This window comes from Flavobacterium bizetiae (assembly GCF_902804475.1).
Lineage (GTDB): Bacteria > Bacteroidota > Bacteroidia > Flavobacteriales > Flavobacteriaceae > Flavobacterium > Flavobacterium bizetiae.
On the sequence record NZ_CADCSU010000121.1, the window covers coordinates 34859 to 58665 of the forward strand.

Consider the following 23807-nt stretch of genomic DNA (forward strand, 5'->3'; position numbering starts at 1 on the left):
GATATAGACATTTACTATTTTCGAAAACTTACGACTCATAACTTATAATTCATAACTCATAATTAGAGAAATTTCACTTTTCACATAAAAAAACAACAATGAAAAGAATTACCGTTTTCTGCGGATCCAGTTTTGGTACCGAAGAAATTTATAAAGAACAAGCGACTTTGCTGGGACAAACTCTGGCAAAACAAAATATAGAATTGGTTTACGGCGGAGCAAACGTAGGTTTGATGGGCGCTGTAGCTGATGGAATTTTAAATGCAGGCGGAAAAGCAATTGGAGTTTTACCCAACTTTTTAAGATCGAAAGAAATTGCGCATTTGGGTTTAACCGAATTGATTTTGGTAGAAAGCATGCACGAACGAAAAACCAAAATGAACGATTTATGCGATGGTGTAATTGCGCTTCCAGGTGGTTTTGGAACTCTTGAAGAACTTTTCGAAATGCTTACCTGGGCACAATTAGGCTTGCATAAAAAACCAATCGCCATTTTAAACATCAACGGATTTTATGATTCTTTGATCGAATTAACGAAAGTGATGGTAGAGAAAGGTTTATTGAAAGATGTTAATCAGCAAATGCTTTTAGTGAGCGATAATATTGATGATTTATTACATCAGATGAAAAATTATGATCCTCCAACCCTTGGAAAATGGATTGATGGAAAAAAACTTTAAATTGATCTTGAATGTAATTAATTTTTACATCAAAGCTCCAGCGGAGTGACATATTTATTTTTATTGAATAGATAAATATTTCACCCCGCTGGGGCTCTTTTATTATGTAAATTCTTGATTCTCTATAAATATTTCGTCCCTATGGGACTTAAAAAATTAATAATCAACGGGTTTTATCTAATTTTTAAACTGCTTTTTATAATCACTTGGATTCAATCCTGTATATTTTTTAAATAATCGATTCAGGTGGCTTGCATCGCTAAAACCAAACTCATACACAATTTCGTTGATTTGCATATTGGTAAATTTCAATCTCGTTTCGATCAGTTTTATTTTATAGGCCATCGTATATTGCTGAATACTTTGTCCGGTTTTGGTTTTAAAATATTCACTGATATAAGTCGGCGAAACATTAAATTCTAAAGCCATTTTTGTTGCTTTTAGCGCTTCAGGTTTGTAAATATTCTGATGAACATAATGCAGTAAATCCAAACTTTGTTCTGTATTAGATGGCGCAATTGCCATTGGCGAGATAAGCGAAATATTTCTGGCAGCAATCGTAATAATCGTATTCAGAATTTGTTTGATAACTTCTTGCTGTTGCGGAAAACTGCTACTCTCCTCCCGAATCAAAGCCTCGATCATGGCTCTTAATAAAGGTTTATCGGTGATTGTTTTTAAAATACAACCCGGCAAATGATTGTGATTATGAAAAATGAATTCCAGTTTCTGGATCCAGTCATTACTTTGGGTTTTGAGATAACTATCCTGAAAACGAATAAAGAAAAATTTTGTTTTTTCGACAACTTCAAAACTATGCGTATCCTGCGGAAAAATTAGAAATAATTTATCACCGGCATAAGGCAAACGATGATCGTTTATAATCTGGATGCCTTTTCCTTCTAATACAAAAACCATTTCAAAAAATGTATTCTTGCGTTCTTTGGCTTCATATTCTGAAACTTCTAAAAACTGAAGTTCAAAAGGATGGTATAAATTTCTAATTTCCATCTCGCAAAAGTACAAAATATTCCAATGATTGTACAAATTTTAAAAAGCAGTTCTTCTCAACTTTGTACTTTAAAATCATACAAAATATGGAAACTACTTCTTTTTTATTATTACGCCTTGCCGTAGCCATCAGCATGTTTGGCCACGGATTGGTACGTTTACCCAAACTAGCCACTTTCAGCAACTGGATGATTGGCAGTTTTGAAAATTCTATGCTGCCTAAATTTATCGTAACACCTTTTAGCTACATTTTACCAATAGCCGAATTCGCAATTGGTTTGCTTTTGCTATTGGGTTTGTTTACAAAACCTTCTTTGATTGCGGGAGGATTTGTAATGCTGGCTTTACTGTTTGGAACTTCGATGATTGAGAACTGGGAAGCCATTCCGTCACAGTTAATTCACGTTGCATTTTTTGCCTTACTTTTACATTTTATAGATTATAATAGTTGGGCAATAGATTCATTTTTAATTAAAAAATAATAGTCATGAGTTCAAGAAGAAATTTTATAAAACAAACCGGAATTATTGGAATGGTCGGAATGATGAATCCGATAGACACCTTCGCAGAAGTATCCAAAACGTCATCTTTTTTATCGCCGCCAAAAACAAAATGGGCCGATGGTTCGAGATTAGTAGTTTCGATTTCGATGCAATTTGAAGCCGGCGGACAACCTGATAATGCCGAAAGTCCGTTTCCTCAAAACATACAAAAGGGTTATATCGATCTTCCTGCCGCAACCTGGTACAATTACGGGTACAAAGAAGGAATCCCTCGTATGCTGGACAATTGGGATAAACTAGGCGTAAAAGTGACCTCGCACATGGTAGGAACTGCCGTTCTAAAAAATCCTGAACTGGCCAAAGAAATTGTACAACGCGGTCACGAAGCTGCTGCACACGGTATGAACTGGAGCACGCAATATACAATGCCTTACGAAGAAGAAAAGAAGTTTATAAAAGATGGTGTCGATGCGATCAAGAATGTAACTGGTTTTACCGCCGTAGGTTATAATGCCAACTGGTTGCGTCGCGGACCGAATACATTAAATATTCTGCAGGAACTGGGTTTTAAATATCATATCGATGATATTAGTCGAGATGAACCTTTTATTATTCAGGTAAAAAACAAAGATTTTGCTGTAGTTCCTTATACGTTACGTTGCAATGACATTGTTTTGATTGAAGGAAAAAATTTCTCCGTAGATCAATTTTTACAACAAGCCAAAATGGAATTTGATCAATTATATGCCGAAAGCGAAACACAACGCCGACAAATGTCGGTTAGTTTTCATGATCGTATTGGCGGAACTCCGCAAATGGTAAAAGCTGCAAATGATCTTATTCGATATATGCAACAACATAAAGGAGTTAGCTTTAAACGTAAAGATGAAATTGCCGAAATCGCTTTGCACGATAAAACCACAATAAGAGAATAACTAATATATTTTAGATTGCTGATTTTAGATTATAATCCATACAGGTAAAAACTTGTGTGGATTTTTTAATTAATGGTAATTGGAATTTCTTTCTTAAATTAGATGTTCGAAAAAAGTACCAGGTTTAAACCCAATCTTGTCATTCCGAGAAACGAGGAATCACACATGAAACTCGTCAAAAAATGTCGTCAATCGTAGTAGATCAACGCGTGTGATTTCTCCTCCGTCGAAATGACAAATTAAGCTTGATTCAGATCTTACATCTTACAAACAACATCTCATCCATAAAAAAATGAAAGCAGAAAATAATCACTTCGCAAAAGCCGAAATGCTGATCAGAAAACCTGTTTCAGAAGTTTTTCAGGCTTTTATAAATCCGGAAATTACCCGTAAATTTTGGTTTACAAAAGGTTCCGGAAAATTAGAACAAGACACCACAACTGAGTGGACATGGGAAATGTATGGTTTCTCATTAACCGTTACCACGCATGTTTTACAGGAAAATCATAAGATTGTGATCGAATGGGGAAATCCCGATGAAACGACTTTAGTAGAATGGATTTTTAGTCCGCTAAACGAAAATGAAACATTTGTGAGCATTACCAACTCAGGTTTAAAAGGAGATGCGGATAAAATAATCGATCAGGTTCGCAATTCTACTGAAGGTTTTACGTTAGTATTGGCGGGAGCAAAAGCCTATTTAGAACATAATATTTTATTGAATTTAGTATTGGATCGTTTTCCGAAAGGTCTCGCGTAAGAAGATTATAAATTAAGATTTTATGTTTTAATCGCGCAAAGGCGCAAAGTTTAAAATAAAAACATTAAAAAATCAGCTTAAATACGCGCAATCTGAGTGCTAAAACTTTGCGACTTCGCGCCTTTGCGAGAGATTCATTAACCTATTCTTCAAAATAGATTGCATTAAAAATGGAAACAAAAAAACCTGAAAATATCGACGAATATATTGGTGCATTCCCAAATGACGTACAGGAGATTTTAGAAAAAGTAAGGGCAACAATTCAGAAAGCGGCGCCGGAGGCCAAAGAAAAAATCAGTTATTCGATGCCGGCTTTTGAACAAAACGGAATTTTAGTTTATTTTGCTGCTTTCAAAAATCATATTGGTTTGTATGCTTTACCAAGTGGTCATGCAACTTTTGCGGCAGAACTTTCGAAATATAAATCCGGTAAAGGTTCGGTACAATTTCCTTTGGATCAGCCCATGCCGTATGATTTGATAACAAAAATTGTAAAATTCAGAGTAAAAGAAAACCTGGAAAAAGCAAAAAAGAAATAAGATTTAATCCTAAACCGAATTCAACCAATTCTATGAAACAATTACAACTCTTTATTTTGCTTCTTTCACTTTTTACAAGTCCTTTTATTATCGCTCAAAACGAAACTTCAATCGAAAAAGAACTTGCAGAATCGCACAAACCAAACCAAAAAATTCAAGATTCGCTTTCGAAATTAATCAAAGAGTACAATCTTAAAATAGAACTTGAAACAGATACCGCTAAACGAAATCTGCTTACACTTCGTCTGGACACACTTTGGAATGCGAAAGATCAAAACGATATCAACCAATTAAAACTTGATTTTGATTTTGCCAGAAAACATCCAAATTCATTAAAGGCTTTAGAAATAATGAAAATAAATGTTGGTCGTTTTACGGGAATGAATTTTTATGACACTTTCGTGGAAGTTTTCCAAAATTTTTCTCCTGAAGTACAGAATTCTGCAACAGGCAAAGAAATGTCGGAACGACTAAAGTATTTCAAACAAAGCAAAGTTGGCAGTATTGCCCCGGCATTTACTTTAAAAGATATTACTGGTCAAACCGTTTCGCTAAGTGATTTTAAAGAAAAGAAATACGTTCTAATAGACTTTTGGGCAAGTTGGTGCGCTCCGTGTCTTGAAGAACTGCCTTATATTAAAGAATTATACAAAAAATACCACCAACAAGAATTTGAAATCATTAGCGTTACTCAAGATCAAAAAGCCGATCTTTGGAAGAATGCTATTGCGAAAGAAAAAATCGAATCCTGGAAACATCTTTCTGTTACTGAAAACAAAGCCACGATTGATAAAGACTATTTTGTTTATGGAATTCCGCATAAGGTTTTAATTGACAAAAACGGAGTCATTATAGGAAAATGGAAAGGTAGCAGCGAGAACAACAAACATGAATTACAACAGCTTTTGAAATCTGTTTTTGAAGCTGAATAAACAGTATAATGAATTTACAAGAACACTATAACGAACTTTATAAAAAATCTTCAGAGACTATTCTGGCAGGTAATTATAAACTAGATTCTCAAATTAATAACGAATCTGATTCCCGTTTTGGCATTACGTTTCTCATTCGCCCAAGCGAAATAATTAAAGCGAATATTCAGTCGTTTTTAAATGAATTAAAGGCAATTGAACCCAATCAATATTATTATCCCGACTCAGACATTCATATTACGCTGATGTCGATTATTTCCTGTTCTGATGAGTTTAGTTTAAATGCAATAAATGTTCACGAATATATCGATCTCATTCAGCAAAGCTTGGTGATTTTAGATAAAATTAAAATTGAATTTCGTGGTGTTACGGCTTCTCCGTCTGCTATAATGATTCAAGGTTTCCCAACAGATGACTCTTTGAATAATTTCAGGGATAAACTTCGGGAGGATTTTAAAAAGTCTTCTTTACAACAAAGCATCGATACCCGATATGCCATTTCAACAGCACATTCGACCGTGTTGCGATTTCAGGAAAAACTTGAAAATCCGCAAAAATTAATGCAGGTTTTAGAAAAATATCGTGACTATGATTTTGGAGAATTTCAGGTCGAAAATCTGGAATTGGTTTATAATGACTGGTATCAGCGCGAAAAAAATACCATTCATTTGGCCGAATTTAGAATTTGATTTTTCTCTTTTCCGACACGACCCGAGCGATTGCGAACAGACGAAGCAATTCAATAATTGAAATACGCTTAAATCTTATGTCAATTTAAGTAAAATTAGTGTTCATTTGTGAAATTCGTGGCAATAAAACTATTTATTAAATTTTCCAAAATGCCATAAAACGCCCGCCGGATCATGCAAAAAACATTCACTTCCCCATTCTAAATGCACTGTGGGAGTTAGCTTTACCCCATATTTTTCGGTTAAGTTTAAAGCCAACAATTGATTGTAATAATACTCGACATTCTCAACTTCAAGAAAAATCATGGTGTTTTCGATCCAGCTTTTATCATAATAATCCTGAAGATAAAAGGCTAAATCTCCCGTTTTAAAAACAGAAAACTTAGGATCTAGAACTCCTTCTTCGAAACCTAAATCACGGTAAAAATTTCTGGAAACCTCAAAATCTTTGGCTCCAATAAAGGGTCTGATGGATAGGGCTTTGTGTTTCATTTTATTGAATATTTAGGATTGATTGTATTCTGTCAAATTTAAGAAAACCATTCAAACTTTATACGTTTTTATACCAATCAAAACACTACAACTCTGTTTTCATCCTTTTGTATTTCGATTGATTCAGTAATTTTCTGTTATTATTCAGCACATTTACGGTAATAAATTCTTTATCCAATTTTGATTCAAAAAGCAATTCTTTTTCTTCTATTGCACTTTCGCTTAATAAATTGACATGAATAAAATTTTCCTTTATTTCAATTTTAAATCGAACCGGAAATGGTAGATTATTTTTTATTCTTAAATCTTTATAACCATACACAATAGTCGCATCACAACCCAAAGGCGCAAATCTCGTTTCATTGGTATAAATATCAACCGAATGATTGTGTCGCTCTAAAATTTCTAGACCGGCAATTAAACTTATCTGATAGATAATACCGGATACCTGACACATACCGCCGCCATTCTCCTCTACCAATTGACCGTTTACTAAGGTTCGGCTTTTCTTAAAATCCTGATTGGGGTTTCCTACTACTTTAAAAAAAGAAAAAATCTGATTGGGTTCAAGAACATAACTATTAATTCTTTTTGAAGCCAAAAGAATATTATGCAGTTTATTCTCGAAAGTCTGACCTGGTTTTATTTCCTGCGATAAAGTGATCGTATGATTAAAGGCAAAATCATTTTGGCACTTTTTAGAAAACCGGAACAAATCTTTACTAAACAGATCTTTTTTAAATCTAATGAGTAATTTAATATTAATCTTGAGAGGTTTTAGCATTTTCATTTCTTTTCTAATACTATAATTAAATAAGAACTGTATTCTTTCAGGAATGAATTTGCCAAAAATGAGTCTAATGCCACGAGAAATTTACGGCAAAAAGCAGGAAATCTATGGATAGGAAAAAACAATAATCCGTATGTTTTTTTAACAACAAAATCTGGATTAGCTTTTAAATCAGCAATATTCAAACTGCTTGCACCGTGCCAATTCGTTTTTTTATAACCCAACAAATTTCGTCTTTTTCGCGATGGAATATCAAAAATAATGCGGCCATTCTTTTTTAAAATCCGATTGGATTCAGCTAAAACCTGATTGATTTTATTTTGATCCAGATGCATAAAAAAATGAAAGCTGATAATGGTACCGATAGAATTCTCGGCCAAATTGATCGTATCGGCTTCGTTTTGCAGAAATGTTTTTTCAGGAAATTTTCGTTTTGCAACTGCAATCATTTCAGCACTTGCATCAACACCAATCGAAGCATAATTTAATAATCTTCCGGTACCGCACGCCAGATCAAGAATTTGTTCATCTTGATTAATCAGTAATTTATCGAGAATTTTTCGTTCTTGCGAGTCGATAAATTTTCCATAAGAATTATCAAATCTATCCTGATCATAAGTCCTGGCAAGATCATTATAATAATGTACAATTTCGTTCATTTCTAATTTTTAAGACAAAATCAAAAATAATAAAAATCTTACTCGAAAAACATTTTTTATCCTTTCTTCAAAATATTGTTTTTTGATATACAACAAATTGATTTAAAAAAATTATTTAAAATTTCTATGAATATCAGAAAGTTCATCTTTTTGTTCTTGATCAAAATATTTTTCAAACAAATTACAATAAGATAAATATGCCCAACATTCCCCAAATTTCAAATATTGACTTTTAGGAATCTGCTTTTTTAGAAGACATTTTTTTAAAATTTCTACTCTTTTATTCTCATCTGCTTCTATTATTTTTCCTATCTGTTCGATTTCTGAAACTGAAAATCTATCTTTAAGTGACTGCATATCTTTCATCAGATTCCAGTCTCTTCTAGCTCCAAAGCCTTGATCAACTCTTCTAAATCTATTTTTATTAAGAGCAAATTTCAATTCATCATTTCTTTCAAAATCAATATTATGCTTTTTAAGCTCAATCCAAAATAATTCTACATCAACACCTATACCTTCATTCCAAAAAGTTAACAACATTTTACATGTTGACTTGAGTTGTGTAAGAGTAAGATTTTCTTTAGCTAACATTTCTAAAATTATATTTTCTAAACTAAAATCACGAGACCCATCTAAAATAAAATTACTAGATTTTTCTTTTAATTTTTTATCAAAGAACCTAGAATTATTTAAAATCATTCTTTGAATCTCTATCGTCTTTAAAAGCTTCTCAATATAATCCGTTCTTAAATTACTCATTAATTTGTAAAATAAAATTTTAGACTTTTATCCTTTCTTCAAAATATTTCCTAAACCACGACCAATTTGCTCAATGGCTTCAAGACCTTTTGTTAATGGCGTTGCTGTAAAATCTTCGTAGGCATCCATAGAAGTAACTTTTCGATCGTCTTGCGCATATACTAAAATCAAATTATTCTCTTCGAATGATCTTTCGAATTTTTGCGGTAATTTATCAAAAATCGATTGGTACGAAACAGAACCTTTTCTGGAAAGGTTAAAAACGATTAAATCGGTTGGTTTAATTTCATCAGAAATCGATTCGAAATCATCCCAATCCATAATGCTTTTAAAACCTAATTTGGCATTCAATTTCAAATTCGTTGCAATTTGCTGAATCGTCTGATGCGTTTTGTATTCGGCATAAATGATTATCGGAACACTTAATTCCTGCGATAATCGGCAGATTTTCTGTAATAACAAATGAAATCCAACTCCTCTTTCAGAAAATGGCGGACATATAAAAACCAATCTTCTTTCTTCTATAAATGTTTTTTGAAATCTGCAGATGAACAAACTTTTATCGACATTGTTTATAATGGAATCTACGTTTTCACCAAAAATTTTATCCAGAAAACCCGTTTTTCTAGGCCAGCCCACAATCACAATATCCGACATGATTTCTTTTGAAGTTCTCGAAATTCCACTAGCAGGATTATGGTCGATTCTGGCAATTGTATTGATTTTAACTTCTGAAGCCGATGCCTGAATCACAAATTTATCAACTGCTTTTCTGTATTTTAAAATGTTCTTTTCGGCCTGATCGTTATTAGGAACAATCGTTAATAATGTAACCGGATTTGCTGATTTTTTATCTTTAATTAAAAGTGCAAAATCTAATAATGTGGCTGCCGCCGAAGTTTTAGCTAACGGAATTAAAATATGCTCGTCAAGAATTTGATCACTATTTGCTTCTTCATGCGAAATTTCTTCTTCGCAAATGGCAATTTTTTTAGCTGCTTTTTCAGTAGCAAATGAAGCTACAATACAGGTAATTAAAATTAAAATAATCGTTCCGTTTAAGATATTCTCGTCCAGAATTTTTGCTTTAAATCCCACTAAAATAACCGCCAACGTTGCAGCGGCGTGTGCACTACTTAATCCGAAAATAAGTTGTCTTTCTGTTTTGGTATATTTAAAAACAATCTGAGTAAAAAAAGCTGCAGTCCATTTTCCGAAAATTGCCACCACACTCAAAGTTCCGGCTACAATTAAGGCCGTTGGTCCGCTAAGAATTACACTAATATCGACCAGCATTCCTACCGAAATCAGGAAAAACGGGATAAATAATGAATTCCCGATAAACTCAATTCTATTCATCAATGCAGACGAATGCGGAATTAAAGGATTCAATGCCAAACCGGCAACGAAAGCCCCAATAATAGGCTCTACTCCTGCTACTTCGGCCAAAAAGGCTGCGAAGAAAACGACAGACAATACGAATATATAATGGGCGTGTTTTTCACTTTCTAATTTCTTAAAAAACCACTTTGCAATTCTTGGAATCACCAAAAACATAATCGCTGAGAAAATGGCCAATGAAACCGTAAGTTTTATCCAGAAAGCCTGATTCAGGTTGCCCTGACTGCTTCCCATAATAACGGCCAGAATGATCAAAACGGCGGTATCGGTTAAAATTGTTCCTCCAACCGTTATGGCAACAGCCTGATTTTTTGCGATACCTAACTTGCTCACAATGGGATAAGCTACAAGCGTATGCGTAGCAAACATACTCGCGGTCAGGAAACTGGCATTAAAATCATATTGCAACAAATAATAACAAACCGGAAACCCAATGGTTAAGGGGAAAATAAACGTAAAAAATCCGAATAACAAACTCTTATTTCGATTGGCTTTAAACTCATTCATGTCTAATTCCAGGCCGGCAATAAACATAATGTATAAAAGCCCAATTGTCGAGAATAAATCTACGGCTGAGTTTTTGGCCAAAATATTAAGTCCGTGTGGCCCAATGATAACGCCTGAAATAATAAGTCCGATGATTCCGGGAATATTTATTTTTTTTAATAAAATAGGCGACAAGAGAATAATGAAAAGTATTAACGAGAAAATCAATACTGGGTTGCTGAGAGGTAATTCGAATTCTTGTAAAAAATGCTTGAAAAATTCTATCATAATATATTTTTATCTTCTTTGTGGTATTTTAATCTTTCCAGAAAAGTGTATCCAAATTAAAATGAAATACCTGAAGTTATGGTTTACCGATTGCTTTATTTAGCATTAAAAAAACCGGATTCTTTAGTGATTGTTTCATTACAAAAATACCTAAAAAAAATACGAACTTTTTACGAAAACGGTATATTAAGTAATAATTTTTGTTTCGTTGCCAAATTATTAATATTTAATATTTTTTTTAACAAAACTGCAACATTAACAAACGAAAATAAATGATCATTGCATTATTCAATTATCTTTGTCTTAATAAATATTGCACAATGGAAGAATGTATCTCTGTTTTTGATATGCTTAAAATTGGCGTTGGCCCCTCAAGTTCACATACTTTAGGGCCTTGGAGAGCCGCAGAACGTTTTTTAGAAGAGTTAAAAGACGAATCAATTTTAGACCAGATTACACGTGTAAAAGTCGATTTATACGGATCACTTTCTTTAACCGGAAAAGGTCACGCCACAGATTTATCTGTAATGTTAGGTTTAAGCGGACAGGATCCTGAATATATCCCCGTTGATAACATTGCCGGAATCATAAAAACGATCGAAGATCACAACGAGATTATTCTGGCAAACGAATATAAAATTCCGTTTTATTTTCTTCAGGATATTGTTTTCAATAAAGAGTTTCTTCCTTTTCATGCCAACGGATTAAAATTTACGGCTTATAAAGCTGATGATTCTGAGTACGAATCTACTTTTTATTCTATTGGAGGAGGTTTTGTGGTAAAAGAAGAACGCACGAATGCCAAGATCAAAGAGGTGATCAAATGTGCTTTCCCCTTCCCGATTCAAAATGCTGTTGAGCTTTTAAATTATACCGTTTCAGAAAACAAATCGATATCTGAAATTGTGTATGAAAACGAAAAATCAATGCGTGCGGAAGCTGAAATTCATTCTGAATTAATGCGTATCTGGAACACAATGTTAGAATGTATGTATATTGGTTGTCATACCGGAGGTATTCTTCCGGGCGGATTAAATGTTCGCCGAAGAGCTTTTGATATGCACCAAAACTTAATAGGCTTATCGAATTATTCTGATCCGCAAAGCTGGCTGGAAGAAATTAGAAAAACCGAAGTAAAATTTCGTCAAATCCTGAAATGGGTTAGCTGTTTTGCACTTGCCGTGAATGAAGTAAACGCTTCTTTAGGCCGCGTAGTTACGGCGCCTACGAACGGAAGCGCTGGTGTAATTCCGGCTGTTTTAATGTATTATCTGGTAATTGAAAACCATAATGCAGGCGAAAAAGAAATCAAACAATTTTTGATGGTGGCCGGAGAAATTGGAAGTATCTTCAAAAAAGGATCAACCATTTCTGCTGCGATGGGTGGATGTCAGGCCGAAATTGGTGTATCCTCATCGATGGCTGCGGCGGCACTTTGCGAATTAATGGGCGGAACTCCTGCTCAGGTTTTAATGGCTGCCGAAATCGCTATGGAACATCACCTTGGTTTAACCTGCGATCCAATTGGTGGTTTGGTTCAGATTCCGTGTATCGAAAGGAATACAATGGGCGCCATAAAAGCCATAAATGCTGCCGAATTAGCGCTTGAAACGGATTCTAAAAACGCAAAAGTACCTTTGGATAAAGTGATCAATACAATGTGGCAAACCGCAAAAGACATGAACTCAAAATACAAAGAAACCTCTGAAGGCGGATTGGCAATTGCCGTAAATATGGCGGATTGTTAAAAGCTTAAAGTTTGCCACGAATTTCACCAATTTACGCGAATTTTTATATTCGTAAAATATAAAATTCAATTAGGAATTAGTGAAAATTCGTGAAATTCGTGGCAAATCTATAAAATCAACTTCATGAAAAAATATTACCTCTTTATACTTTTATTTACCACCGTTTTATTGCATTCTCAAGAACGTTATTTCCTAAATTCAGATACGCGTTTGTATACTTCTGCCAGTACTTCAGCTGAGTTTTTGGGTTATTTTAGATACGGTGCCGAAGTGCAATTATTATCCGAAAGTAAAGACGGCTGGTATAAAGTAAAAGCTGATAATTTATCTGAAGGTTATATTCCGGAGAAGTTTGTTGCAACAAGACTAAACGCCAGGGATGTTAAGGTCAAAGACAGCGAAAATCCACTTATAGAAAGTGATGATTATTATGGCAGTAATCATCTTTTTGTATTGGTTGCGGGTTTAAAAGCACGTGCACAACCTGATAAAAATGCAAAAATCAGAGAAATCCTCAACACTGGTGATCCTGTTGCTATCAATTATCTTCCTAAAAATCAGGAAGACTGGGTAAATATTAGCGGTCAGTTTAACGACGAATATGCCAAATTTACATTGAGAAAATTTGTTGGCAAAAGACCTGATTTTAATTCTTTGCTAAAAGACTTCGACAAACTTGATGTTACTAATATTACGGAACGCAAAACGATTGGTGAACGACTTGTAGAATTAGCCTGGAACAGCGAGAACACTACATTAGCTCCTGCATATCAACGTTATTACGAAGTGGTCAAACAATTAAACGATCCTAAACTTCTTACTGATACTGAATTGAATATGGCTGTAGCCAAAGGATTAAACAAACATAAAAAACCGGAAGAGATTTTGGCTTTCGTTAAAAAATCAGAATTTATTCTGAAAGGATTAAAAACCAAAGCCTGGTATTTAACCCAAAAAGATCTGGTAAAGACATTCGGAAAACCGCCTAAAACAGCTAATGTAAATGATGAATGCGGGGTTTATTTAAGTGAACTTTTTTACTATTATCCGGATTTAGAAGCTTCTGTAGACGAACAAAAAAATCAGGCAGAAATCACAAAGGTTTTCATTAACGAAAACAACAAACTTGTTCTAAACCCAAATGCAACATTAGACCATACCTTAACTGAAAAAGCATTTATCGAGAAATATGGAGCTTATATTAATGCGTCTATAAAAACTCCACATATTTACGCTATACAAATAGAAGACAGCGAATTTAGAATCGAATTTAAAGATGGAAAGATATTTACCATCGAAATATTCTTCTATTGCTGATTTCAATCTATAATTATTCAATACTTTTACATCTTCAAAAAAAAACAAAATGTCAGTAGCAAAAAAAGATTATAAAAGAATCACAACAAAGTCATTGATCGAAATGAAAAGCAACGGAGAAAAAATCTCTATGCTTACTGCTTACGATTTTACAATGGCTAAAATTGTTGACACCGCAGGAGTCGATGTGATTTTAGTGGGCGATTCAGCATCAAATGTTATGGCGGGTCACGAAACTACATTGCCAATTACTTTAGATCAAATGATCTATCACGCTTCGTCTGTAGTTCGCGCTGTAGAAAGAGCTTTAGTTGTGGTAGATTTACCTTTTGGAAGTTACCAGTCTGATCCAAAAGAAGCTTTGCGTTCTGCTATTCGAATCATGAAAGAAAGTGGCGGTCACGCTGTAAAACTTGAAGGAGGAAAAGAAATTAAAGAATCTATCAAAAAAATATTAAACGCAGGAATTCCGGTTATGGGGCATTTAGGTTTAACACCTCAGTCGATCTACAAATTCGGAACTTACAGCGTTCGTGCCAAAGAAGATCAGGAAGCCGAGAAATTAATCGAAGATGCAAAATTGCTTGAAAAAGTAGGTTGCTTTGCGGTTGTTTTAGAAAAAATCCCAGCTGATTTAGCTAAAAAAGTAGCCGATAGTATTTCGATTCCGGTTATTGGTATTGGTGCCGGTGGCGGTGTAGACGGTCAGGTTTTGGTTATTCATGATATGTTAGGAATGAACAATGAATTTAGTCCGCGTTTCTTACGCCGTTACTTAAATCTTTACGAAGAAATGACAAAAGCAATTGGTCAATATGCTGCTGACGTTAAGTCGAGCGATTTTCCTAATTCTAGTGAGCAATACTAATTTTTTAAGGTACTAAGGTTCTGAGTTGCTAAGGCTCTAAGGTTTATTTTTTTTAGGGACAAAGGCTCAAAGTGGCAAAGGTTCAAAGGTTTCTTAATTTTACTATTATTTCTCGCAAAGACGCAAAATCACAAAGAATCAAATTTTAACTTTGCGCTTTTGCGTCTTTGCGAGAGATTAAAACGCTACGGTGCTCAATCTAAAATCAGATATCTAAATACTAAATTTTTAAGGCATTAAGGTTCTAAGCTTCCTTTTTTTTAGGGACAAAGGCTCAAAGTAGCAAAGGTTCAAAAGTTTCTTAATTTTACTATTATTTCTCCAAAGACGCAAAGTCACAAAGAATCAAATTTTAACTTTGCGCTTTTGCGTCTTTGCGAGAGATTAAAACGCTACGTTGCTCAATCTAAAATCGGATATCTAAAATCTAAAATTACACACAAGTCTAATATGAAAATCGTTTCAGATAAAAATAATCTCCAGGTTCTACACGAAGACAACCATATTATTGTGGTTAATAAACGTGTGGGCGATATTGTGCAAGGCGATAAAACGGGTGACAAACCCTTATCTGATGTTGTAAAAGAATATATTAAAGTTAAATATAATAAACCTGGTGATGTTTTTCTGGGTGTGATTCATCGTTTAGATCGTCCTACAACCGGAATTGTTGTTTTTGCCAGAACAAGCAAAGCACTGACACGAATGAACGAAATGTTCAGTAATCGTGAAACACAAAAGACATATTGGGCAGTTGTTAAGAATAAACCTCAGGAAGCAAGTGCTAAACTGGTTCATTATTTAAAGAGAAACGAAAAAAACAATACTTCTAAAGCGCATTTAAAAGAAGTTCCTGATAGCAAACTCGCAAGTCTCGATTACAAAATCATTAAAGAACTTCAAAATTACACAGCGCTCGAAATCAATTTACATACAGGACGTCATCATCAAATTCGTGCACAATTGTCGGCAATTGGATCACCAATTAAAGGCGATTTAAAATACGGATTCGACAGAAGTAATCCTGATGGCGGAATTCACCTTCATGCCAGAAAATTAGTTTTTGTGCATCCTGTTTCTAAAGAGAACATTACGATCGTCGCGCCAACTCCGGATGAAACTATTTGGAATGCGATTTGATTTTATGATACAATTGTTAATTTTTTAATTTTTATCGATTAACTTGCATGGACAAAATTCAAGTGAATCATAAAAATGGACTATAAAAACGACATCGGATACAGAAAAGAAACGCTAAAAAAATTGTTGTACAACATTCAGAAAAGCGAAGACTTAATTGTAAAAGCTTTGTACGAAGATTTTAAAAAGCCAGAATTTGAAGCTGTTTTGACCGAAACTAATTATGTTATTTCGGAACTAAAAGACACGATCAAAAACATTCATAAATGGGCAAACCGAAAACGCGTTTTCCCATCACTTCTTAATTTTCCTTCAACAGATTATATTTATAAAGAACCATACGGAAACGTTCTGGTAATTGCTCCCTGGAACTATCCGTTTCAATTGGCATTATGTCCTTTAGTTTCGGCCGTAGCAGCAGGAAACAGAGTGGTTTTAAAACCTTCTGAACTTACGCCGCATACCTCAGCCATAATCGCAAAAATTATCGAAAAGACATTTCACGTAAATCACGTCGAAGTTGTTGAAGGCGGTGTCGAAGTCTCGAATAAATTACTGGCGCAGCGCTGGGATTATATTTTCTTTACCGGAAGTGTTGCTGTTGGAAAAGTCGTAGCAAAGGCTGCAGCTGAAAATCTAACACCAATTACACTCGAACTTGGAGGGAAAAATCCTTGTATTATTGATGAAACGGCCAATTTAAAACTTGCCGCAAAACGCATTGTCTGGGGTAAATTTATTAACGCCGGCCAAACGTGTATTGCGCCGGATTATATTTTGATTCAGAAAAATATGAAGGTTAATTTCATTTCTTTTTTAATCGAGGAAATCATAAAAGCATACGGCAAAAAAATGGACAAATCTCCCGATTTTGCTCGAATTATCAATACTAAAAACTGGTTGCGATTAGCCAATATGATCGAACCTGAAAAAGTAGTTTTTGGAGGAGAAACAGATGCCAACCAACTTTATATTTCGCCAACCTTAATCGAAGAACCAGCATTGGATAGTCCGGTTATGAAAGAAGAAATATTCGGGCCTATATTACCAATTCTTATTTACGAAACAGAATCCGACATTGAAAACGTAGTTAGCCGTTATGAGAAACCTCTTTCATTTTATGTTTTTAGCGAAAATAAATCATTTGCTAAAAAATTAATTAAAACCTATGCTTTTGGAGGTGGTTGTATCAACGATACGGTTGTTCATTTTTCTAACAAAAGACTGCCTTTTGGCGGAGTCGGACACAGTGGTATGGGGGCTTATCATGGTCAGTTGAGCTTTGATATTTTCTCTCATCATAAAGCTGTCGTAAAAAAGGCAAACTGGCTCGATTTACCCATGAGATATGCGCCTTACAAGGACAAATTAGCTTCTATAAAAAGGATTTTAGACTGGATATAGCTGCCAAAAACAATTTCGTAATGTTTTTGAGATTTTCATATGAATTTGATTAAAAATATTATATTTACGTCTCAATATTTACCTTAAACCCCAGAATATAAAACAATTCTACTTTTACAAAAAATGAAATCCACACTTGATCAAATCAAAGACATTAAGAATCATGGTTATACCTTAGATTTTTCAACTGTCTTTAACAATGCTTTTGAAAACTATAAAAAAATAGCACTTTATGCTGGGTTGATATTATTAGTTTTTTCTATACTTTTTGGTATTTTAGGTTCAGTACTTTTAGCCGTAATATTTGGTGTCGAGAAATTAAACAATCCTGCCTTTTTCTCGATTAAACCTGCACATTTATCAAGCCTTCAGCTGGTTTATTACATTGGCGGAACAATCTTATTTTCGGCCATTCTAAGTCCTTTTGGCGCCGGATTCTTAAAAATGGCGTATTGCGCAGACAGAGATCAGGAATTTAATGTTTCTACCATTTTTACTTATTATAAATCAAGTCACTTTTTACAAATATTTTTAGCCACTGCGATCATTTCACTCTTTAGTGTTTCTATTTCTACATTTCTGGAAATTCAGAACCTAAATTTATTAGGAATCGTAGTTTCGCTGATGATTTCATTTTTTACCTTTTTAACGATTCCGCTTATTGTATTCGGAAACTTAAAAGCTGTCGATGCCATTACATCAAGTTGTATTCTTATTTCAAAACAACCCATCGTACTTTTAGGATTAATGATTACCATTGTTGCCGCGCTAATTATTGGTTTTATGGCACTTTTTATCGGAATCCTTTTTACTGTTCCGCTTAGTTATTCAATGACATATGCTATATATTATGCAATTTTCAAAAATGAAAAAGAAGATCCAATTGACTCAATTGGGCAATCGGATTTAGAATAAAAATAGAAAATTCTATACCAACAAGAGCTTAACCTACTCTCTTTAGAATTTTCAAAAAACCAGTTACTAAAACCAAACATACCTCAAATTCTATGGTAGAGAACTATAGTTTTTTCAATTCGTTGATTTCAGGAATTGCCACATTTGGTAATGCCCTAAAATCAATTATTGCAAACTGGTACGTTTTTACTTCTGAGATTATTTTTTATCACAATCCTAAAATTATTCTTTTAGGATTGGCCTTATTTGGGCTTCTCGGAGTTTTGGTTTATCAATTCTTTAAAATAAAAGCAAGCATTGGCTATTTCATAGAAAAAAAATTAGAAACTGAAACCGCCAACAGAGAATACCAACTTTATATTTTATTTTTTGGTATTGCTGTTATCGTAATCGAAATCATCAATGAACTTTTTAAAATAAGACCCAAAAGTTTATTGATTACCAATGTATCTATTGGTTTTACAGTATTGGTAATCTATTTTATAACCAATAGAGTAAAGTTTTTACGGGACCGGGTTCAGCCTATTTTTATATTCTTTTTCTTTGTTTACATCGCCTACGTCGCGCATAATATTATCGCTCTACCAAAAGATGTTATTCCGGTTATTGTTTTTTTAATCTCATTTTTCTTTTCTTACAACATTTTAAAACCCATAAAAATATACTGGCTCTTTGTTGGTCTGGTTTTTACTTTTCTAATTATAACCGTTATTTTTCATCTGATTTCTTTAAAATCATCCATTATTTTAATCAATTTTTGTATTCTCATTTTCATTATCAACCAGGTAAAATATGCTGTTTTGGTCAACAATACAGATAATTTCAGGTTTACAAACGAAATTGTACATAAAGGAAATTCGCTAACAATTGCTACCAACAAAAAAAACGAGGTCTTGTTTTGCAGCGAAACAATAATCTCCATTTTAGGTTATCAGCCGGATGAAGTAATGGGTTTAAAGTTTTGGAAACTAACCAAAGAAATAGATTTTATCGAAGAAATAAAAAATCTAAATCAGGAAGAAAACAAGCTTTATATTCGGAAGTTAAAAAGTAAAAACGGCGAGTACAAATACATTCAATGGAAAGACAAAAAATTCTCCGAAGATCTGATTATCAGCATTGGTCAGGATGTTACGGAACAAATAAATGTACAGGATCAATACAAAAACCTGATTCAAACTGCAACCGATATTATATTTGAAATCGATAGTGATGGTTATTTTACTTTTGTAAATGATTTTGGTTTCTCGATTTTAGGTTATTCAGAAAATGAGATTATTGCCCAACATTATTCGAATTTTATTCATGAAAATTACCAACGTAATGCGGTTGACTTTTATGAAAATCTAGATATCAACGAAAACAATTTTCCTTCTATAGAAATTCCGATTTTAAAGAAAAACGGAAAAACTTTATGGATCTCTCAAAAAATTATAATTCGTAAAAATGATTTAGGCCAAACCATTGGTTACGCTGGTATAGCGCGGGATATTACCGATATTAAAAACATTGAAAACGAAAAAAAGAAGCGTCTTAAAAAAATTGAAGCTTACAATCATTCTACAAAAAAATTATCGACTACCGATTTTAGCAAATACGACAATCTAAATACTGTTATAGATTACATCATAGAAGAAGCGGCCACGGTTACAAAAACAAACAGGGTCAGTTTCTGGAAATACGATAAAGATTTCATTAAATGCAAAAATCTATTTAGCGTTGATAATCAAAACTTAAACGACAAAAATATATTAGATAAAGAATCTTATCCTATTTATTTTGAAACTTTAAAAAACAAGGCCATTATTAATGCGCCCGATGTTTTTAATAAATTAGAAACATCAGAATTTCAAAAACTTTATTTTACAAAAAACCATATAAAATCAATGCTTGATGTTCCGATATTTTTGAGCGGACAATTGGGCGGTGTGGTTTGTTTTGAAAGTACTCAGGAAAAAAGAGACTGGGATAATGAAGATATTAATTATGCCAGAACCATTTCGGATGTAATTTCGCTGGCTATTTCGTCTCAAAAACGTCTGGAAGCTGAGCGAAGATTAGAATTTAAAAGTCAGCTTTTATCGGCGCTTTCTTTATGTACAGAGAAATTTTTGCTGAGTAAAACGACTCACGAAATGTTTCAGGAAACGTATGAAATAATTGGTAAAGCGGCCAAGGTAGATCATATGTATTATTACGAAAGAGATTTTAAAACTAATTGTGTCTGCCAGAAATACAAATGGTCAAGAAAAGGAATCGCGCATCAAATCACCGAATTACAACAACTTACCGAAGATAATTTACAGGAAATTTACGAAGCAGCAAAAAACCGAAAAATCTTAAATAAGGTAACGCGTAAACTTGGTGATACCTTTTTTAAAGAACTATTAATTGCCAACGAAATCAAATCTATTTTGATTTTGCCTTTGTATATTAATGATGTTTTTACCGGTTTTATTGGTTTTGATGATTGTACGAATGAAAGAAAATGGTCTGAAGAAGAAATTTACATTTTTCAGGTTTTGGCCAATAACATTTCATCGGCATTGGAGCGAAACCGTAATGAAACTAAAATTCTCGAAAGTGAAGAAAAATTCAAGTTGATTGCCAACAACATTCCCGGCACGGTTTATCTATCAAAATTTGATGCTTTCTCTACCAAAATTTTCCTTAATGATGAGATTTTAAATTTAACCGGTTATTCTAAATCAGAATTTATCGAGAATAATTTATCTTTTTTATCGCTTATACATCCTGATGATAAAGATGAAGTTATCGGCAATCAGATTGATAATTTACAAAACGGAATGCCTTTGCATAATATCTACAGAATTCGCCGAAAGAGCGGTGAATATATCTGGATTGAAGAATTTGGAGACGTTATTAAAAAAGGAGATGAAATTGAATTTGTTGGTGGAATTTATTTTGACATTACCAACAAAAAAGAAACCGAAGATGCTATAAAAGCCAAACAACTAGCCGAAGCAGCAAATAAATCTAAATCTGATTTCTTAGCCAATATGTCGCACGAAATTAGAACGCCACTTAACGGCATTATAGGTTTTACGCATTTATTGATGAAAACGGATCTGGAAGAAATTCAGGAAAAATACATGACAACCATCAATCAGTCAGCGCATTCTTTGCTGGAGATTATAAACGACATTCTTGATTTCTCGAAAATTGAAGCCGGAAAACTGGAGCTTTTTATCGATTTATATGATATTAAAAAAGTACTGGGGCAGGTTTTTGACTTGATTGTTTACGAATCAAATCAAAAAAATCTTAAACTGGAATTGAATGTAGATCCGGATGTTCCTAAATATATCTGGACAGATATTGTGAGAATCAAACAAATCCTGATCAATTTACTTTCCAATGCCGTTAAGTTTACCAATGAAGGCGCTATTAAACTGAATGTATCAGTTTTAGAAAAAAATAAAAGTGGCAATTGTATTATTCGGTTTTCGGTTATCGACACAGGAATTGGAATTCTGGAGAAAAATCAGAAGAAAATCTTTAAAGCTTTTTCGCAAGAAGATAGTTCTACAACAAGGAAATTTGGAGGAACCGGATTGGGCTTAACTATATCCAATCAGTTATTGGCATTAATGGATAGTCGCTTGCAACTGGAAAGCAAGATTGATATTGGAAGTAATTTTTATTTTGATTTGAATTTAAAAACAAGCAACCAGAGCATCAATGAAAAATACAATGCCGAGCTTAAAAAAATCAATCTGCAATTAAGCGCTAATAATAACACAAACCATAAAAACATTACCTTTTTGATTGTAGAAGACAACAAAGTAAACATGTTGTTACTCAAAACGATTATTAAAAACCTGTACAGCACCGCTTATATTTATGAATGCGAAAATGGTTACGAAGCGGTAAATCAATTTGAAAGCATTAATCCTGATCTTATTTTTATGGATATTCAGATGCCGGTTATGAATGGTTATGAAACCACAAAAGCCATTAGAAATACAAATACGGGGAAAGATATCCCGATAATTGCGGTTACAGCAGGCGCAGAAAAAGACGAAAGAAACAAATGTTTATCTGCAGGAATGGATGATTATATCTCTAAACCAATTATTAAGGGCACTGTAGAAGAAGCCTTATCAAAATGGTTAAAATAGTTGCAACTAAATTGTTTCATTTTAACAATAATTCCTAAAAAATCTATAAATTCGTACAACATAAAACTCAATAAACTAAAATACAATATAATATGAAGTGGCTAGGCGGAAGACAAAGTGATAACGTAGAAGACCGTAGAGGAGTTTCTGGCGGAAAAGTTGCCCTTGGCGGTGGTGTAATTGGTATTATTATTTTGTTACTAAATGTTTTTGGCGGTGAAAACGGTCAAACCATAGGAAATGTATTAGAGCAAATGCAAGGTGGGCAGCAAACGCAAACTGAAGCAGCAGCCCCGTTAAGCGAAGAGGACAAACAAATGGGAAAATTTGTCAGAGTTATGCTAGGATATAATGAAGACACGTGGACTAAAATTTTTGCCCAACATGGCATGACGTACGAAAAACCTAAATTAGTGCTATTTAAAGGTGCTGTAAATACAGCTTGCGGTGGTGCATCATCAGCATCTGGACCTTTTTATTGTCCGGGAGATCGAAAAGTCTATATGGATTTGGCTTTTTTCGAAGAATTAAAAACTAAATTTGGAGCTGAAGGTGGTGATTTTGCCATTGCTTATGTTATCGCTCATGAAATAGGACATCATATTCAAACCTTATTAGGAACCTCAGCGAAAATGCGTCAGGAGCAACAAGGAAAAAGCGAAGCCGAAGCTAATAAACTATCAGTCGCTTTAGAATTACAAGCTGATTTTTATGCCGGAGTTTGGGCGCATGACAACCAGCAATATCTTGAAGCCGGAGATATTGAAGAAGCTTTAAGCGCAGCTAACGCAGTAGGTGATGATGCCATACAAAGTAAAATGCAAGGACATGTTGTTCCGGATTCCTTTACACACGGAACATCCGAACAAAGAATGTACTGGTTCAAGAAAGGTTATAAAACCGGAGATATTAATCAGGGAAATACCTTCGACGAAATACGATAATTCAATAAACCAAACTATAATAACCAAATGAGCATGACTTAAACGTCATGCTTTTTTCTATAAAAAAAATAAAGAGATTTTTTTTCAGAGTATCAAACAAAAAAATGCTTTTGTTAACACAAAAGCATTTTAAAATTATTAGATTTTTTTATGTTAAAGCCTCGTACAAATTTTCTATTCTAGGAAACCCTCTTAGATCAATTACATTACTGCTTTTTCTTCCTCCTGCAGTTTTGTAACCTCCTTCAACAGTTTTCATTTCTTCCTTAGAAAGAGTCTTTAATGAACTCAAATCCATTTTTTTGATTGTTTTTTTCATTGGTTAATTTTTATATTAATAATAATTTTAAAAGAGCATCTTCATCAGATGGCTTATAATTTCAAATATAAGAATTAGTTTTAAAT

22 protein-coding genes are annotated in these 23807 nt (G+C 33.6%); 15 read left to right on the top strand and 7 right to left on the bottom strand.

The features are described 5' to 3' along the window. The first annotated feature begins 98 nt into the window (after positions 1–98). Complete coding sequence (locus FLACOL7796_RS16765) at positions 99–680, top strand: LOG family protein (RefSeq protein ID WP_173971882.1); 582 nt, start codon at positions 99–101, stop codon at positions 678–680. A gap of 177 nt (positions 681–857) precedes the next feature. Here the strand turns inward: FLACOL7796_RS16765 and FLACOL7796_RS16770 are convergent, their stop codons facing one another. Next, on the bottom strand, positions 858–1691 hold the full coding sequence (locus FLACOL7796_RS16770; RefSeq protein WP_173971883.1) for a helix-turn-helix domain-containing protein: 834 nt from the start codon (positions 1689–1691) through the stop codon (positions 858–860). A gap of 86 nt (positions 1692–1777) precedes the next feature. Between FLACOL7796_RS16770 and FLACOL7796_RS16775 the strand changes: the two genes are divergently transcribed. The 6 genes from FLACOL7796_RS16775 (at position 1778) to FLACOL7796_RS16800 (ending at position 6049) form a co-directional block, all read left to right on the top strand. After that, positions 1778–2173 carry a DoxX family membrane protein gene (locus FLACOL7796_RS16775; protein WP_173971884.1) on the top strand — a complete coding sequence of 132 codons (396 nt, stop codon included), beginning with the start codon at positions 1778–1780 and terminating at the stop codon, positions 2171–2173. Between the two features lie 5 nt (positions 2174–2178). Further along, positions 2179–3129: a polysaccharide deacetylase family protein gene (locus tag FLACOL7796_RS16780; RefSeq protein ID WP_173971885.1), complete on the top strand. Its 951-nt coding sequence runs from the start codon at positions 2179–2181 to the stop codon at positions 3127–3129. Between the two features lie 292 nt (positions 3130–3421). Continuing rightward, a complete protein-coding gene (locus tag FLACOL7796_RS16785) occupies positions 3422–3889 on the top strand; it encodes an SRPBCC family protein (RefSeq protein WP_173971886.1) in 468 nt (155 codons plus the stop codon). A 170-nt stretch (positions 3890–4059) separates the two neighbouring features. Then, the gene (locus FLACOL7796_RS16790) at positions 4060–4428 is read left to right on the top strand and encodes an iron chaperone (protein WP_173971887.1); all 369 of its coding nucleotides are present in this window, start codon (positions 4060–4062) and stop codon (positions 4426–4428) included. Between the two features lie 32 nt (positions 4429–4460). Further along, complete coding sequence (locus FLACOL7796_RS16795) at positions 4461–5360, top strand: TlpA family protein disulfide reductase (RefSeq protein ID WP_173971888.1); 900 nt, start codon at positions 4461–4463, stop codon at positions 5358–5360. A gap of 8 nt (positions 5361–5368) precedes the next feature. Beyond that, positions 5369–6049: a mutarotase gene (locus tag FLACOL7796_RS16800; RefSeq protein ID WP_173971889.1), complete on the top strand. Its 681-nt coding sequence runs from the start codon at positions 5369–5371 to the stop codon at positions 6047–6049. Positions 6050–6178: 129 nt separating this feature from the next. Here the strand turns inward: FLACOL7796_RS16800 and FLACOL7796_RS16805 are convergent, their stop codons facing one another. From FLACOL7796_RS16805 to FLACOL7796_RS16825, 5 genes are all read right to left on the bottom strand, one after another. Next, positions 6179–6541 carry a VOC family protein gene (locus FLACOL7796_RS16805; RefSeq protein WP_173971890.1) on the bottom strand — a complete coding sequence of 121 codons (363 nt, stop codon included), beginning with the start codon at positions 6539–6541 and terminating at the stop codon, positions 6179–6181. An 85-nt stretch (positions 6542–6626) separates the two neighbouring features. Continuing rightward, positions 6627–7325: a VanW family protein gene (locus FLACOL7796_RS16810; RefSeq protein WP_173971891.1), complete on the bottom strand. Its 699-nt coding sequence runs from the start codon at positions 7323–7325 to the stop codon at positions 6627–6629. Between the two features lie 2 nt (positions 7326–7327). Further along, positions 7328–7990: a class I SAM-dependent methyltransferase gene (locus FLACOL7796_RS16815; protein ID WP_173971892.1), complete on the bottom strand. Its 663-nt coding sequence runs from the start codon at positions 7988–7990 to the stop codon at positions 7328–7330. Positions 7991–8101: 111 nt separating this feature from the next. Beyond that, positions 8102–8749, bottom strand: coding sequence for a hypothetical protein (locus FLACOL7796_RS16820; protein ID WP_173971893.1), 648 nt, complete (start codon positions 8747–8749; stop codon positions 8102–8104). Between the two features lie 27 nt (positions 8750–8776). Beyond that, positions 8777–10924 (bottom strand): cation:proton antiporter, encoded by a 2148-nt coding sequence (locus FLACOL7796_RS16825; protein WP_173971894.1) that lies wholly within the window; start codon positions 10922–10924, stop codon positions 8777–8779. A gap of 320 nt (positions 10925–11244) precedes the next feature. On the opposite strand from FLACOL7796_RS16825, the gene FLACOL7796_RS16830 reads away from it, so the two are divergent. From FLACOL7796_RS16830 to ypfJ, 8 genes are all read left to right on the top strand, one after another. Next, positions 11245–12672: an L-serine ammonia-lyase gene (locus FLACOL7796_RS16830; RefSeq protein WP_173971895.1), complete on the top strand. Its 1428-nt coding sequence runs from the start codon at positions 11245–11247 to the stop codon at positions 12670–12672. A 123-nt stretch (positions 12673–12795) separates the two neighbouring features. Beyond that, positions 12796–13989, top strand: a complete 1194-nt coding sequence (locus FLACOL7796_RS16835) for an SH3 domain-containing protein (protein ID WP_173971896.1) — start codon at positions 12796–12798, stop codon at positions 13987–13989. A 49-nt stretch (positions 13990–14038) separates the two neighbouring features. Continuing rightward, complete coding sequence (gene panB, locus FLACOL7796_RS16840) at positions 14039–14857, top strand: 3-methyl-2-oxobutanoate hydroxymethyltransferase (RefSeq protein ID WP_173971897.1); 819 nt, start codon at positions 14039–14041, stop codon at positions 14855–14857. A 450-nt stretch (positions 14858–15307) separates the two neighbouring features. After that, positions 15308–15997 (top strand): RluA family pseudouridine synthase, encoded by a 690-nt coding sequence (locus tag FLACOL7796_RS16845; RefSeq protein ID WP_173971898.1) that lies wholly within the window; start codon positions 15308–15310, stop codon positions 15995–15997. A gap of 75 nt (positions 15998–16072) precedes the next feature. Further along, complete coding sequence (locus tag FLACOL7796_RS16850; RefSeq protein ID WP_173971899.1) at positions 16073–17401, top strand: aldehyde dehydrogenase; 1329 nt, start codon at positions 16073–16075, stop codon at positions 17399–17401. Positions 17402–17524: 123 nt separating this feature from the next. Continuing rightward, positions 17525–18316 carry a DUF2189 domain-containing protein gene (locus FLACOL7796_RS16855; protein ID WP_173971900.1) on the top strand — a complete coding sequence of 264 codons (792 nt, stop codon included), beginning with the start codon at positions 17525–17527 and terminating at the stop codon, positions 18314–18316. A gap of 92 nt (positions 18317–18408) precedes the next feature. After that, positions 18409–22458, top strand: a complete 4050-nt coding sequence (locus FLACOL7796_RS16860; protein ID WP_173971901.1) for a PAS domain S-box protein — start codon at positions 18409–18411, stop codon at positions 22456–22458. 92 nt (positions 22459–22550) lie between these two features. Beyond that, a complete protein-coding gene (ypfJ, locus tag FLACOL7796_RS16865; protein WP_173971902.1) occupies positions 22551–23402 on the top strand; it encodes a KPN_02809 family neutral zinc metallopeptidase in 852 nt (283 codons plus the stop codon). Between the two features lie 148 nt (positions 23403–23550). Here the strand turns inward: ypfJ and FLACOL7796_RS16870 are convergent, their stop codons facing one another. Continuing rightward, complete coding sequence (locus FLACOL7796_RS16870) at positions 23551–23721, bottom strand: bacteriocin (protein ID WP_173971903.1); 171 nt, start codon at positions 23719–23721, stop codon at positions 23551–23553. Between the last annotated feature and the right edge of the window lie 86 nt (positions 23722–23807).